Genomic DNA, 13055 nt, shown 5'->3' with positions numbered 1-13055 from the left:
TTCTTGATTATTGCTTTACCACCTCTGCCACATTGGCGATGGGTTTTTTCGGCTTCATCAGGCTGAAGTCGATCAGGGCTCGCTGTTCGCGTTCGTAAGGGTTGCCGATCAACAGCGGACGCGGCTTGAAGCTGTCGCTGACCAGGCTCTTGCTGCGATCCAGTTCATCGAAACTCAAACCGGCCAGATCCGCCCAGGTGTGGATCAGGTGCGAGCTGCTGTACGGCCGGCTCAGATCCCCGGCAAAGTTCCAGTCGTGGTTTTCGCGCCATTTTGGCGACGCCCAGGCCATGAACGGAATGGTGTACATCGGCGCCGTCGGCTTGTTTTCGTTGCGGCCCAGGGTGCCGTGGCCCACCGAGTCGAACACGTCTTCACCGTGGTCGGAGAGGTACAGCAGGAAGCCGTTCGGATCGGATTTGGCGTAGTCCTTGATCAGGCTCGAAACCACGAAATCGTTGTACAGCACCGCGTTGTCGTAGCTGTTGTAAGTCGGCACCTGATCGTCCCGCACGCCGGCCGGAACGCCGTTGCGATCCTGGAACTTGTCGAAGCTCGGCGGATAACGGTACTGGTAGCTCATGTGCGTACCGAGCAAGTGCACGACGATCAGCTTGCGCGGTGCTGCATCGGCCAGGGCCTTGTTGAACGGCTCGATCACGTCGCCATCGTACTGGGCGGCGTTCTGGTTGCGGTTGTTGTTCAGGTACACCTGCTCGTCGGCCTGTTCGGAGAAGGTCGTGAGCATGGTGTTGCGCTTGGTCATGGTCTGCTGGTTGGTGATCCAGAAGGTTTTGTAGCCGGCCTGTTTCATCATGCTGACCAGCGACGGCGTGGACAGGTACAGATCCGGATTTTCTTCGTCGGCGAAGGTCAGCACCTGTTGCAGCGCCTCGATGGTGTAAGGGCGCGGGGTGATGACATTGTCGAAGATCGACAGCTGATCCTTGAGCTTGTCCAGCTCTGGCGTGGTTTTACGCGGGTAACCGTAGAGGCTCATGCGCTGGCGGTTGGTGGATTCGCCGATCACCAGCACCAGGGTTGCCGGCTGGTTGGCGCCCGAGTCCTTGAGGTTATGCAGCGGCGGGATTTTGCTCGCGCTGTGCAACATGCTCTGCATTTCGCCCAAGGTGTCGAGATAACGGTGATACGCCACTGCCATTTGCCAAGGCACTGCCGGCTCGATACGGGTTTCGAATTTCTCGAATCCGCCGGCGAAGCTGCCGGTGCGCATCGTCTGCTTGACCAGCGGATAACCGATCACGGCTACCAGGATCGCCATGGCGGCCACGAACGCCCGGCCACGGGGCAGGTACACCGGACGCAGTCGGGTCCACAGGAAGTACGCGAACGCGGTGTGTGCGAGGAACGCCGGAATCATCCACCAGGCAAAGTACTGGGTCATGTACTCGCCGGCTTCGGACACGTTCGACTCGAACATGATGAAAATCACGCTCTGCGAGAATTCCTGCTGGTAGATGAAGAAGTAGCCCAGGCTGGCCATCGAACAGGCCCACAGCACGACGCCAATCAGCGCGGCGAGCAGACGGGTGCGCTTGGGGAACAGGAGCATCGGCGCGAGCCATACGGCGCTCATCACGAAGGCCTGGCGGAACCCGGTGAACCCTGAGGTGCCCGTCAGCTGGATCAGCAGTTGGGTGATACCGGAGAAGTACCAGAAAAACACGAACAGCCAGATCAAACCGGCCCAGTCGAAACCTGTCGCAGTCGTATTGCTGCGTTTGAACACCGCCATTCAGCACTCCAGCTCTGTCGTTACATCCAACGCCGGGCGCCACATGAAAACGGCGCATGAAACCGACGAACGGAGGCCATGCGCAGACACGCACGGCCAGAATGCGCGCGAGTATCAACAAGGGTCTGTGAAAACTTTGTTAATTGCCGAAATCGGTGGGGGGAGCAGTATGTCGGGAACAGCTGAGGCCGTTCCCGAATCGGGCAGGGGAGATCAGGCGTGCGGCGAGCGTTGTACGCGTGGCAGGGGCTGTGGCTCGGCGCCCTGGGTCAGCAGGCGCAATTGCGCGAGTTCCTGCTTGAGCTGGTCGCGTTCATCTTTCAACTGACGCAATTCATCGCGACGGATGGTGACGTACAGGGTTTGTGGCGGCATTGCTGTGTGTACTGTGCCCATTGCTCACCTCGCAAATGGCGTGTCTCAACTGCAGATCAGCCCCCGGTCTGGAGCCTTGATCTGCTATCGGCGCCGATTTTGATTTCTTTTGCTCGTGAATGGAACTTTTTTATTTTTCATGGTCGTTGTGTCTTCGGCACGTTTCCCGACGTTATCACTCTGGATCGGGCACAATGCCCGGAAACTTCACACCGACGCTCTGGACTAAGCTCCATGAGTCACGTTGGGCTATAACCTTTGACACACTTTTATTTGTAGTAAGGAGCATCAGCACATGCAACTCGGGATTATTGGACTGGGCCGCATGGGCGGCAATATTGCGCGACGTCTGATGCTCAACGGTCACACCACCGTTGTTTACGACCGCAATACCGCCTTTGTCGACACCCTGGCCGCCGAGGGCTCTACCGGCGTCGCCGATCTGCCTGCACTGGTCGCAGGCCTGGCCAAGCCGCGTGCGGTGTGGGTCATGCTGCCGGCGGGCGCACCGACTGAAGACACCATCGAAACCTTGAGCAATCTGCTCGAAGCGGGCGACACCATTATCGATGGCGGCAACACCAACTATAAGGACGACATCCGTCGGGCCAAGACTCTGGCCGAGAAGGGCCTGCACTACATCGACGTCGGCACCTCCGGCGGCGTCTGGGGCCTGGAACGCGGTTACTGCATGATGATTGGCGGCGATGCCGAGACTGTTAAGCGTCTGGACCCGCTGTTCGCCGCGCTGGCGCCGGGCATGGGCGATATTCCGCGCACCAAGGACCGCAAGTCCGATGACCACCGTGCCGAGCACGGCTACATTCACGCCGGTCCTGCCGGTGCCGGTCACTTCGTGAAGATGATCCATAACGGGATCGAGTACGGCATGATGGCGGCCTTCGCCGAAGGTTTCGACATCCTCAAGACCAAGTCCAGCGAGCTTCTGCCGGAGGATCAGCGTTTCGACCTGAACGTGGCCGACATCGCCGAAGTCTGGCGTCGTGGCAGTGTGGTGTCGTCCTGGTTGCTCGACCTGACCGCGGATGCCCTGGCGGTCGACCCGAAACTCGACGGTTTCTCCGGCTCAGTGGCCGACAGCGGCGAAGGCCAATGGACCATCGAAGCGGCAATGGAACAAAAGGTGCCGGTACCGGTGCTGTCCAACTCGCTGTTCTCGCGCTACCGCTCCCGCGGCCAGGGCACTTTCGGCGACAAGATCCTCTCGGCCCAGCGCTTCGGCTTCGGCGGCCACGTGGAGACTCCGAAGAAATGACCCATACGATCCGCAGAAAATCCAAGGCAGAACCCGCACCACCGACCACGCTGTTTTTGTTCGGTGCCCACGGCGACCTGGTCAAGCGCTTGCTGATGCCGGCGCTGTACAACCTCAGTCGCGACGGCTTGCTTGACGAAAATCTGCGGATCGTCGGCGTTGACCACAACGCCATCACCGATGAAGCCTTCGCGCAAAAGCTTGAAGACTTCATCCGTACCGAAGTGGCAGCCAAGGTCGGCAAGGGCGATCAGATCCTTGATCCAGCCTTGTGGGCCAAGCTCGCCAAAGGCATCAGCTACGTCCAGGGTGACTTCCTGGACGACAGCACCTATTCAGCCCTGGCGGCGAAAATCGCCGACAGCGGCACCGGCAATGCGGTGTTCTACCTGGCCACCGCGCCACGTTTTTTCAGCGAAGTGGTGCGCCGTCTCGGCAGCGCCGGGTTGCTCGAGGAAAACCCGGAAGCGTTCAGAAGGGTGGTGATCGAAAAACCGTTCGGCTCCGACCTGCAAACCGCCGAGGCGTTGAACGCCTGCCTGCTCAAGGTCATGTCGGAAAAGCAGATCTACCGGATCGATCACTATCTGGGCAAGGAAACCGTGCAGAACATTCTGGTCAGCCGGTTCTCCAACAGCCTGTTCGAAGCGTTCTGGAACAATCACTACATCGACCACGTACAGATCACCGCCGCCGAAACCGTCGGCGTTGAAACCCGTGGCAGTTTTTACGAACACACCGGCGCCCTGCGGGACATGGTGCCCAATCACCTGTTCCAGTTGCTGGCCATGGTGGCGATGGAGCCGCCGGCCGCGTTCGGCGCCGATGCGGTGCGGGGCGAGAAGGCCAAGGTAGTCGGTGCGATCCGGCCCTGGACCACCGAGCAAGCACGGGAAAACTCGGTGCGCGGTCAGTACGGCGCCGGTGAAGTCGCGGGCAAACCGGTGGCCGGTTATCGCGATGAAAAAAACGTCTCCCCTGAAAGCACCACTGAAACCTACGTGGCGCTCAAGGTGATGATCGACAACTGGCGTTGGGTCGGCGTGCCGTTCTACCTGCGCACCGGCAAGCGCATGAGCGTGCGCGATACCGAGATCGTCATCTGCTTCAAACCGGCGCCGTATGCGCAGTTCCGGGATACCGAAGTCGACGAATTGCAGCCGACTTACCTGCGTATCCAGATCCAGCCCAACGAAGGCATGTGGTTCGACCTGCTGGCCAAGCGGCCGGGGCCGGCGCTGAACATGGCCAACATCGAGCTGGGGTTCGCCTACAAGGACTTCTTTGAAATGCAGCCGTCCACCGGCTACGAAACCCTGATCTACGACTGTCTGACCGGTGACCAGACGCTGTTCCAGCGCGCTGACAACATCGAGAACGGCTGGCGCGCGGTGCAGCCGTTCCTCGACGCCTGGCAGCAGGACGCCAGTGTGCAGGGTTATGCCGCCGGCGAAGACGGGCCGAAAGCCGCCGATGATCTGCTGATTCGCGATGGTCGCGTCTGGCATGGTCTGGGATGAGCGAACCGATCCGTTTTCTGTTGAGCGACATGGACGGCACGCTGTTGCTGCCCGATCACAGCCTGAGTCAGCGCACGATTGATGCGGTCCGTTCGCTGCGCGAGGCGGGCGTGCTGTTCAGCCTCGCCACCGGGCGTCCGCCCAAAGCCATGCTGCAACAGATCGAGGCCTTGGGCGTGGACCTGCCGACAGCAGCGTTCAACGGCGGCACGATCGTCAATCCGGACGGCAGCATTCTGGTGGCTCATTTCCTGCCCGCGACGGCAGCGTTGACCGCACTGGCATTGTTCGCCGATCAACCGGATGTCGAAATCTGGGTGTTCAGCGGCGGCGACTGGTTGCTCAAGGATCCTCACGGGCCGATGGTCCCGCGTGAGCAGCACGGGCTCGGATATCCGCCAGTGGTGGTGGAGAGTTTCGAGCCGTATCTGCAGCGTATCGACAAGATCGTGGCAACCAGCAGCGATACGGAACTGCTGATCGAGCTGGAGGCGCGGTTGCTGCCGAAAGTCGAGGGCATGGCACAGGTGTCGCGCTCGCAACCGGTATATCTGGACGTGACGGCGCTGGAGGCCAACAAGGGCTCGGCGCTGGTGACGCTGGCTGAACATCTGGGCGTATCAATGGCGCAGACGGTGGCAATTGGCGACGGCGGCAATGATCCGGCGATGTTCCATGTCGCCGGTTTGGCGATTGCCATGGGGCAGGCCGAGGACGCGGTGAAGCGTCAGGCCGATGTGGTCACCGGGCCGAACACCGAGGACGGGGTGGCGCAGGCGATCGAGAAATACATTTTGCCGCGTTGATCGATGCATAAAAAACGGGAGCCCGATGGCTCCCGTTGTTGTTTTTACAGCCAGTAGCTCACGGCATACCAGCCCAGCAATCCCATCACGATGGTGTAGGGCAATGCCATCCACACCATTCGCCCGTAGGACAACCGCACCAGCGGCGCAATCGCAGACGTCAGCAGAAACAGGAACGCCGCCTGGCCATTGGGTGTGGCCACGCTCGGCAGGTTGGTGCCGGTGTTGATCGCAATCGCCAGTGTCTCGAAATGCTCGCGACTCATGTGTCCGGACAGGAACGCCTGTTTCACCTCGGTGATGTAGATCGTGGCGACGAACACGTTGTCACTGATGGCCGATAACAGGCCGTTGGCGATGAACAGCATCCCCGGCTGCTGATCGGCCGGCAATGTCAGTACCCACTGAATCAACGGCGCGAACAGTTGTTGATCGTGAATCACCGCCACCACGGCGAAGAACACCACAAGCAGCGAAGTGAACGGCATCGCATCCTTGAAGGCATTGCCCAGACGATGCTCGTCGGTAATGCCGCTGAAGGCCGTGATCAGCACAATCACCATCAGGCCGATCAAGCCGACTTCGGCGATATGGAACGCCAGCCCGGCAATCAGGATCAGCGCAGCGCAGCCTTGCACCAGCAGGGCGGCACGTTGGCGCGGGGTGCGTTCGGCATTGTCTTCGGCGGCGTAGTTGGCCAGCACCGCACGTACGTTGTCCGGCAGCAACGTGCCGTAGCCGAACCAGCGCAGTTTTTCCAGCAGCAGGCAGGTCACCAGTCCCGCAACCAGAACCGGCAGCGACACGGGGGCGACCTTCACGAAAAACTCGGCGAAGTGCCAGCCCATTTCGTGGCCGATCAGAAGATTCTGCGGCTCGCCGACCAGGGTGCAGACGCCGCCCAGTGCGGTGCCGACAGCGCCGTGCATCAACAGGCTGCGCAGGAACGCGCGAAACTGTTCCAGGTCATCATGATGCAACTGGGGCAGATGGCGGTCATCGCTGAATTCGCTGTCCTGGCGCGGGTCGTTGCCGGAGGCCACTCGGTGGTAAACCGAATAGAAGCCCACAGCGGCACTGATGATCACCGCGGTCACGGTCAACGCGTCAAGAAACGCCGAAAGAAACGCCGATAAAAAGCAGAACATCAGGGCCAGCAGCGCCTTCGAACGCACGCCGAGCAACAGGCGCGAGAACAGGAACAGCAGCAGGTCTTTCATGAAGTAGATGCCGGCGACCATGAACATAAGCAGCAGAATTACCGGGAAATTGTGCTGCAACTCTTCGTACAGCGCCTGGGGCGTGGTCATTTTCAGCAGCAGCGCTTCGATCAGCAGCAAGCCACCTGGCATCAGCGGGTAGCACTTGAGCGCCATGGCCAGAGTGAAAATGAACTCGATCACCAGCAACCAGCCGGCCGCGACCGGGCCGACGGTCCACAGCACCAGTGCGTTGAGAATCAGAAACCCGACGATGCACGCCTTGTACCAGCGGGGCGAATGCCCGAGAAAGTTGTGCGCGAACGCCTGAGCCATCGAACCGGACATCGGTTGCTCCTTGTTTTAAGAAGCACGCAAGTTGCCGTAAGCGATGGGCAAGATCAAGTGTGAGAAGGTTCGCATCAGTGATTCAGATAACGCGCGACCAGTGCGCGGTAGTTGCCATCCAGTGAATAGCCGCCTACCAGAATGCCGCCGTCAGGCTGTATCGCCAGCGAGGTGGCGGTATCGAGGCTGCGCCCCAGTCGTGTGCGCAACCAGCCATTACCTGATCCGAAACCTCGATCAAGGCTGCCGTTCGCCAGATAGCGGGCGACGATGAAGTCGGCTTCGACCCCGCCGATCGTTGCGCCGACCGCGATGATGCGCCCGTCCGGCATCACCTGCGCGGCACTCCATTGGCAGCCGCTGAAGGCGATTTCCAGCAGGTGCGGCTGACCACCGTTGCAATGTAGGTCGGGGCGGCCGTTGCCATGGACGGACAGCGCCATGCATCGAATCGGATCGCGGCTGCTGCCAAAACAATGCAAATGCTCCGCCGATTCGATGACCTGGGTGACCAGCGCGCTGTGCCCCTGGGCTTTGAAGGCCATGAAACCGTCCACCGCAAAACGCTCATCGAGCCGCCCGTCCGGCAGATAGCGGGTGAGCAGGCCTTCCTGAGGAAAGTCGATGGAGCCGGCCACCACGATTCTGCCGTCTTCTTGCAACAGCAGAGCGCCGAGCCAGGTATTGAGCAGCAAGTGGCGAACCATGACGAAACCGCGCCCGTTGAACGACGGATCAAGGTTGCCATCGGGTTTGAGGCGGATCAGCATGCCGACGTGATCGGCGAGCTCGAAGTGATGGTTGGCGATCAGCAGGATATGCCCGTCGGGCTGCACTGCAAAATCGCAGGCTTCGGCGCCTGGAACGCCTGGCGGCAACCAGGCATCGCGGGTGCCCATGGACAGGTCGCCGGGCAGGCGGACAATTTGCTGGCCATTGTCACCGAAGTCCGGGTCAGGCCGACCTTGGGTATCGAACAGGGCCAGGGCAGGCAGAGTGCGATGCTCTGATTCGTAGTGCAGGCCCGCCAGCAGAATTCGTCCGTCGGGCAAGACCTGAACCTTGCTGCCGGTGGCCTCGAAGCCGGCGGCGAACTGGCCGATCACGCTGCCTTGAAAACCAAAGCCCAGATCCGCCGAGCCGTCTTCGAGCAGGCGCGCCAGGCCGAAACGACTGCCTTGTGCAGTAGCTACCTTGGCGGCGACCAGAATTCGGCCTTGCGCATCGAGCGCCACACTCTGAGTCAGGCTGGACATACTTCCGACGAAGTAAACCTGCGCCACACCGTTGCTGGAAAAGTTCTTGTCGAGTTGTCCGGCGTTATTCGCTAGCGTCGGCAGCGCGATGGCTGTCTGGGTTGACATGCATGCTTCTCCTTGCGAGTCGACCGGTTTCCGGGAAGCGGAACGGGTAACTGCATGAGCGAAACATTCAATCCCTGAACACTCGCTAGTACAACTGTAAGAACTAACAGGTGGAGGGTCGCACTGTGCCAGAACAGTGTCTTTTTGAACCAGTCGCAAGCCTGCCAAGTATCGAGGCGCGAAAGTATTAAGGAAAGTTGTACAAAAAGACTGAAGTTGGAAAAGGATCCGCAACTAACAGAAGAGGGCGGATGACTTGAACGTCATCCGCATTGCCCGCCAATATCAGTGTGGCATCGACCAGGATTGCAGCGCATAGCCTTCTTCGCTCAGTTCAGCGCGGGCCTGTTGCAGCAGGTGTTCAAGTTGCGCCGGATCGGAGTAGGCGCTGCTCGGGATCTGGGTGCGACCGATGTGGGAATTGGTCCGGTCGATAACGGTCAGGCTCAGTTCGCCATTGCCGTCTTGTGGGGCCCAGGCGACGCATTGAAAAGGTTCAAATGCGCGGTTGGCAATCAAAAGAGCTTCGTTGATACGGAGCGGGGCGGTCATGGGATCTTCTCTCTATTAGTGCCCAATCAAGTGATCGGCCGTCAGTTGGGCTTACCGTACGGCGAGTTACTTGTACTGATGCACGCAACCCGCTGGCGGGTCACACAGAATCTGAAGAAATTTCGACTTTCTTTCATACACTCAATCTTCAGACAGGTTTTGAAAGCCTGGCGAAAGATTTAAGTCGATAGCTAACTAATAAACTGGCTTCTTATAACTGGTTCACTTGTACATCTATAAGCAATCGATACAAGACGCCGTCAAATTCTTGCTAATGTAACAGTCAGGCCTGCCAAATGACTGTTTTTACGATCATTTCCTGAAATTTGGCGCCAAGGAACAGTCATGAACGAAGCGCCTGCCTTAAGACGTTTGTTGGTCGTCGACCCCTGCGACGATTGTCACCGATTGTTGCCGGGTTTACGTGCCGTGGGCTGGGACGTCGACAGTTGCAGCCTGGAAAATGCCGCCGACCGAAGCTGCGACGTCGGCTTGTTGCGGTTGCAGCCTTTTCACCTGGAACGTCCCGAAGCCGTCAAGGAGCTGATCAGCCGCAGCGGCACCGAATGGATCGCCGTGCTGAATCAGGAAGTGTTGCGCTTGCAGAACGTCGGCGATTTCGTCTGCGAGTGGTTTTTCGATTTCCACACCTTGCCGTTCGACGTGTCACGGGTGCAAGTTACCCTCGGTCGGGCTTTCGGCATGGCGCGTCTGCGCGGTCAGGGCACGATTCACGTCGACCAGCCCGAACATGAGCTGCTGGGCGACAGCAAACCGATTCGCGAGCTGCGCAAACTGTTGAGCAAACTGGCGCCCACCGAGTCGCCAGTGCTGATTCGCGGCGAAAGCGGTACCGGTAAAGAACTCGTCGCCCGCACGCTGCACCGGCAGTCGCAACGCCACAGCAAACCCTTCGTGGCGATCAACTGCGGTGCGATTCCCGAGCACTTGATCCAGTCCGAACTGTTCGGCCATGAGAAAGGCGCTTTCACCGGCGCCCATCAGCGCAAGATCGGCCGGATCGAAGCGGCTAACGGCGGCACGTTGTTTCTCGATGAAATCGGTGATCTGCCGCTGGAGCTGCAAGCCAATCTGCTGCGTTTCCTTCAGGAAAAACACATTGAACGGGTCGGTGGCAGTCAACCGATCCCGGTGGATGTGCGGGTATTGGCGGCGACCCACGTCGACCTCGAAGCCGCGATCGAGAAAAAACGTTTCCGCGAGGACTTGTACTACCGGCTCAATGTGCTGCAAGTCGTCACCGCACCGTTACGCGAGCGTCACGGCGACCTGTCGATGCTGGCCAACCATTTCTCCCACTTCTACAGTCACGAAACCGGCCGTCGTCCGCGCAGTTTCAGCGAAGACGCGCTGATCGCCATGGGCAAGCACGACTGGCCGGGTAATGTCCGTGAGCTGGCCAACCGCGTGCGTCGGGGTCTGGTGCTGGCCGAAGGGCGACAGATCGAGGCCCGAGACCTGGGGCTGATCAGCCAGCAGTCGATCGCGGCACCGATGGGTACGCTTGAAGATTACAAGATCCGCGCTGAACGCCAGGCGCTGTGCGATGTATTGAACCGGCACAGCGACAATCTCAGCGTTGCCGCCAAAGTGCTGGGGGTTTCCCGGCCGACTTTCTACCGTTTGCTGCACAAGCATCAGATCCGCTAGGGCGCGGCGCTTCCTGAGCCCGGGAAGCTGAAAAGGCCCGCTGCGATGCAAATCGCAGCGGGCCTTTTCATGTGTGGTGATTAGAAGTAGTACGGGAATTTCAGGCTGAAGGAGAAGTCCGGGGCATCGTCCGTCATGCCGATGGACAGGTTGGGCACGATGGTCAGGTTGTCGGTGGCCGCGATGGTCATGCCGACGTTGAAGTAACCGGCGTTGGCGTCGCTGGACACCACCGATTCCCAATCGCCGCCATCCTGTTTCAGCTTGCTCTTGCGTTGCACCAAGTCCGAGACGGAGAACGACATACTCATCTTCTCGTTCAGTGCGAAGGCAACACCTGCGCCAATCTGGAAGCTGTCGCCGATGCGTACCTTACCCGGGGTTTTCTGGTTGACGGTCGAACTGATGTCGTCGAACGATTCCTCGAAGTTATGGGTGTAGGACAGGCTGCCGAACAACACGGCCGGGTCAAACGTCTTGACCAGCGAGATGCCCGGGGTGATCGACCAGACGCCGTTGCCGGTAGGCAGGGTGTCAGGCACGAACAGGTTCGAGTTGGCATCGGTCTGGCGCAGCTTGATCCCGAACGGATCCTTGCCCGTTGGCGCCTTGACCCGCAAGGAAACCACGGCATCCGGGGTGTTGACCGATTCGTCCAGGAACTTGTAGGCGATGCCGAAGTTGACGTCGCCGATGGTCGGGTCGCGGCTTACGTCCTGTTCGGTGGTGACATTGGAGGCGCCTCCGTTGCCGCCGCCTGACTGATAGGTCGATTCACGGTAGACCACCGGCACGTTCAGGTCGAACTGCCAGCGGTTGTCAAAGTTGTAGCGTCCCGTCAGGTCGAGAGTCCAGGTATCGGCCTTGATCCGGTCGAGGTTGATGTTGCCCAGAAAGATCGAGTCCAGGGCGAGGAAGCCGTTGAGGATCAGTTGGCGGGTGTCGTAGCGTGAATAGGTCACGCCGGTTTCAAAGCTGAACTTGCCGCCGCCAAAGAAGCCGCTGGCTTCGTCGTACAGGTTGGACACACTCTGTGCCGGTTGCGAATCATCGGCCAGCGACTGGCCATAAGATGCGCCACTTCCCCCGGCGGCGCCCCCCGATGCTGCTGCAGCCCCGGTGCCGGCGGCGACCCGGTTGCCTTTCATGTCCGAAGGCGATTTGGCCAGGCGTTTTGGGGGAGGGGACGCGGGTTGGTCTTCGACCTGGCGGACCCGTTGTTCGAGCACCGCCAGGGCTTTCTGTTGTACTTCGTATCGTTGCTTAAGCTCCAAAAGTTCCTGTTTCAGGGCTTCCACATCTGCGTCGGGTGCTGCTTGCAGCATCGCCGCAGGTAGAAGAGTACTCAAACATACAGCGGCACGCAGTGATACTGATCGATACATGAATAAGCCGTCCCTTTAAGCCCAATGATCGAGACTCAGCGTAGTTCAATATCCGATATTGCGTAGTGCCCTGAGTTGAGTCAGGTTGCAGTCCAGTGCGCCGGCACTCATGCCGTTATTGTTAAGGACAACGTTGAGTTGAGTCAGGTTGTTGACTACGTTTGCGCTACCCAGCAAACGGGTGTTTTGCAGCAGTCCGCCCTGGGCGACCTGTTGCAAGGCTGTACCCTGATTGCCGGAGGCCTGAATGGCCATTTGAACACCGCCGCCTGTGGCCGACACCGCGACGCTGCCGGCGCCGTTGCTGCCGGAAATGGTCTGGCCGGCCATCAAGGCCTGGCCCTGGGCAGGCATCAGTGCCGGTGCCTGACTGGCTTCTTTGACGTTGATCGCAACGTTGTTGTAGGCGGAGTTGCCGTCGCCGGCGGCGCGCACACTCTGCGTCACGCCCTGGCTGGAGTTGAGTCCCGCACCACCCACGATCGAGCCCGTCCCCAGTTCCGGGGTACTGCCATTGCCGTGTTCCTTGATGGTCGAGACGTAGAATTCGGGTTTTACCGAAGCTGCCTGCAATTGCATCGTGGCCGAGGCCCCGATCAGATCTCCACTGGCGTTGCGCCAGGTACTGCTCATGACGACACCGAAGCTGATGATCCGGCCCGGCATGACGTAGCGACCGCGTAGCTCAGCGAGCTCCTGGTCCTTGATTTCAATGGGTTTGAATCCTGCATTGGCATAGCCTGATGCGCTCGCTGCCAGGCAGGCGGCGGCCAGCCAGTATGAGGTTTTCATCTGCTGCTCCC

Annotated in this window: 11 protein-coding genes; 4 read left to right on the top strand and 7 right to left on the bottom strand. The window is 59.7% G+C overall.

All coding sequences use genetic code 11. The annotated features are described in order from the left end of the window. Positions 1–7 precede the first annotated feature (7 nt). Entirely contained in the window at positions 8–1756 is a 1749-nt protein-coding gene (locus CAF79_RS02780) for a phosphoethanolamine transferase CptA (protein ID WP_085696371.1), read from the bottom strand. Positions 1757–1969: 213 nt separating this feature from the next. Next, positions 1970–2152: a DUF6026 family protein gene (locus CAF79_RS02775; protein ID WP_007957508.1), complete on the bottom strand. Its 183-nt coding sequence runs from the start codon at positions 2150–2152 to the stop codon at positions 1970–1972. Between the two features lie 274 nt (positions 2153–2426). Here CAF79_RS02775 and gnd point away from each other — a divergent pair, with 274 nt between their 5' ends. Genes gnd through CAF79_RS02760 form a run of 3 tightly spaced genes read left to right on the top strand, consistent with a single transcriptional unit; the run spans position 2427 to position 5733 of the window. Further along, positions 2427–3407, top strand: coding sequence for a phosphogluconate dehydrogenase (NAD(+)-dependent, decarboxylating) (gene gnd, locus CAF79_RS02770; RefSeq protein ID WP_085696368.1), 981 nt, complete (start codon positions 2427–2429; stop codon positions 3405–3407). Further along, a complete protein-coding gene (gene zwf / locus CAF79_RS02765) occupies positions 3404–4927 on the top strand; it encodes a glucose-6-phosphate dehydrogenase (protein WP_085696366.1) in 1524 nt (507 codons plus the stop codon). The genes gnd and zwf overlap by 4 nt, the downstream gene beginning before the upstream one ends. Beyond that, entirely contained in the window at positions 4924–5733 is an 810-nt protein-coding gene (locus tag CAF79_RS02760; protein ID WP_085696364.1) for a Cof-type HAD-IIB family hydrolase, read from the top strand. The genes zwf and CAF79_RS02760 overlap by 4 nt, the downstream gene beginning before the upstream one ends. Positions 5734–5777: 44 nt before the next feature. Here the strand turns inward: CAF79_RS02760 and nhaB are convergent, their stop codons facing one another. The 3 genes from nhaB to CAF79_RS02745 form a co-directional block, all read right to left on the bottom strand. Then, complete coding sequence (gene nhaB / locus CAF79_RS02755) at positions 5778–7280, bottom strand: sodium/proton antiporter NhaB (protein ID WP_085696362.1); 1503 nt, start codon at positions 7278–7280, stop codon at positions 5778–5780. 74 nt (positions 7281–7354) lie between these two features. Then, entirely contained in the window at positions 7355–8644 is a 1290-nt protein-coding gene (locus CAF79_RS02750; protein WP_085696360.1) for a hypothetical protein, read from the bottom strand. A gap of 285 nt (positions 8645–8929) precedes the next feature. Next, positions 8930–9196: a hypothetical protein gene (locus tag CAF79_RS02745; RefSeq protein WP_011334006.1), complete on the bottom strand. Its 267-nt coding sequence runs from the start codon at positions 9194–9196 to the stop codon at positions 8930–8932. A gap of 345 nt (positions 9197–9541) precedes the next feature. Here CAF79_RS02745 and CAF79_RS02740 point away from each other — a divergent pair, with 345 nt between their 5' ends. Beyond that, positions 9542–10867 (top strand): sigma-54 dependent transcriptional regulator, encoded by a 1326-nt coding sequence (locus CAF79_RS02740; protein WP_085696359.1) that lies wholly within the window; start codon positions 9542–9544, stop codon positions 10865–10867. An 80-nt stretch (positions 10868–10947) separates the two neighbouring features. Here CAF79_RS02740 and CAF79_RS02735 read toward each other — a convergent pair whose 3' ends face one another. Next, complete coding sequence (locus CAF79_RS02735) at positions 10948–12252, bottom strand: transporter (protein ID WP_085696358.1); 1305 nt, start codon at positions 12250–12252, stop codon at positions 10948–10950. 45 nt (positions 12253–12297) lie between these two features. Next, complete coding sequence (locus CAF79_RS02730) at positions 12298–13044, bottom strand: hypothetical protein (protein ID WP_085696357.1); 747 nt, start codon at positions 13042–13044, stop codon at positions 12298–12300. Positions 13045–13055 lie beyond the last annotated feature (11 nt).

The organism is Pseudomonas sp. B26(2017) (assembly GCF_002113045.1).
Lineage (GTDB): Bacteria > Pseudomonadota > Gammaproteobacteria > Pseudomonadales > Pseudomonadaceae > Aquipseudomonas.
The sequence above is the reverse complement of the archived record's forward strand: the minus strand, read 5'-3'. Positions and strand labels throughout refer to the sequence as shown.

What these genes read in the sequence shown, in the direction of transcription:
- CAF79_RS02780 (WP_085696371.1), bottom strand. Translation starts at nt 1,756, where the DNA reads ATGGCGGTGTTCAAACGCAGCAATACGACTGCGACAGGTTTCGACTGG.
- CAF79_RS02775 (WP_007957508.1), bottom strand. Translation starts at nt 2,152, where the DNA reads ATGGGCACAGTACACACAGCAATGCCGCCACAAACCCTGTACGTCACC.
- gnd (WP_085696368.1), top strand. Translation starts at nt 2,427, where the DNA reads ATGCAACTCGGGATTATTGGACTGGGCCGCATGGGCGGCAATATTGCG.
- zwf (WP_085696366.1), top strand. Translation starts at nt 3,404, where the DNA reads ATGACCCATACGATCCGCAGAAAATCCAAGGCAGAACCCGCACCACCG.
- CAF79_RS02760 (WP_085696364.1), top strand. Translation starts at nt 4,924, where the DNA reads ATGAGCGAACCGATCCGTTTTCTGTTGAGCGACATGGACGGCACGCTG.
- nhaB (WP_085696362.1), bottom strand. Translation starts at nt 7,280, where the DNA reads ATGTCCGGTTCGATGGCTCAGGCGTTCGCGCACAACTTTCTCGGGCAT.
- CAF79_RS02750 (WP_085696360.1), bottom strand. Translation starts at nt 8,644, where the DNA reads ATGTCAACCCAGACAGCCATCGCGCTGCCGACGCTAGCGAATAACGCC.
- CAF79_RS02745 (WP_011334006.1), bottom strand. Translation starts at nt 9,196, where the DNA reads ATGACCGCCCCGCTCCGTATCAACGAAGCTCTTTTGATTGCCAACCGC.
- CAF79_RS02740 (WP_085696359.1), top strand. Translation starts at nt 9,542, where the DNA reads ATGAACGAAGCGCCTGCCTTAAGACGTTTGTTGGTCGTCGACCCCTGC.
- CAF79_RS02735 (WP_085696358.1), bottom strand. Translation starts at nt 12,252, where the DNA reads ATGTATCGATCAGTATCACTGCGTGCCGCTGTATGTTTGAGTACTCTT.
- CAF79_RS02730 (WP_085696357.1), bottom strand. Translation starts at nt 13,044, where the DNA reads ATGAAAACCTCATACTGGCTGGCCGCCGCCTGCCTGGCAGCGAGCGCA.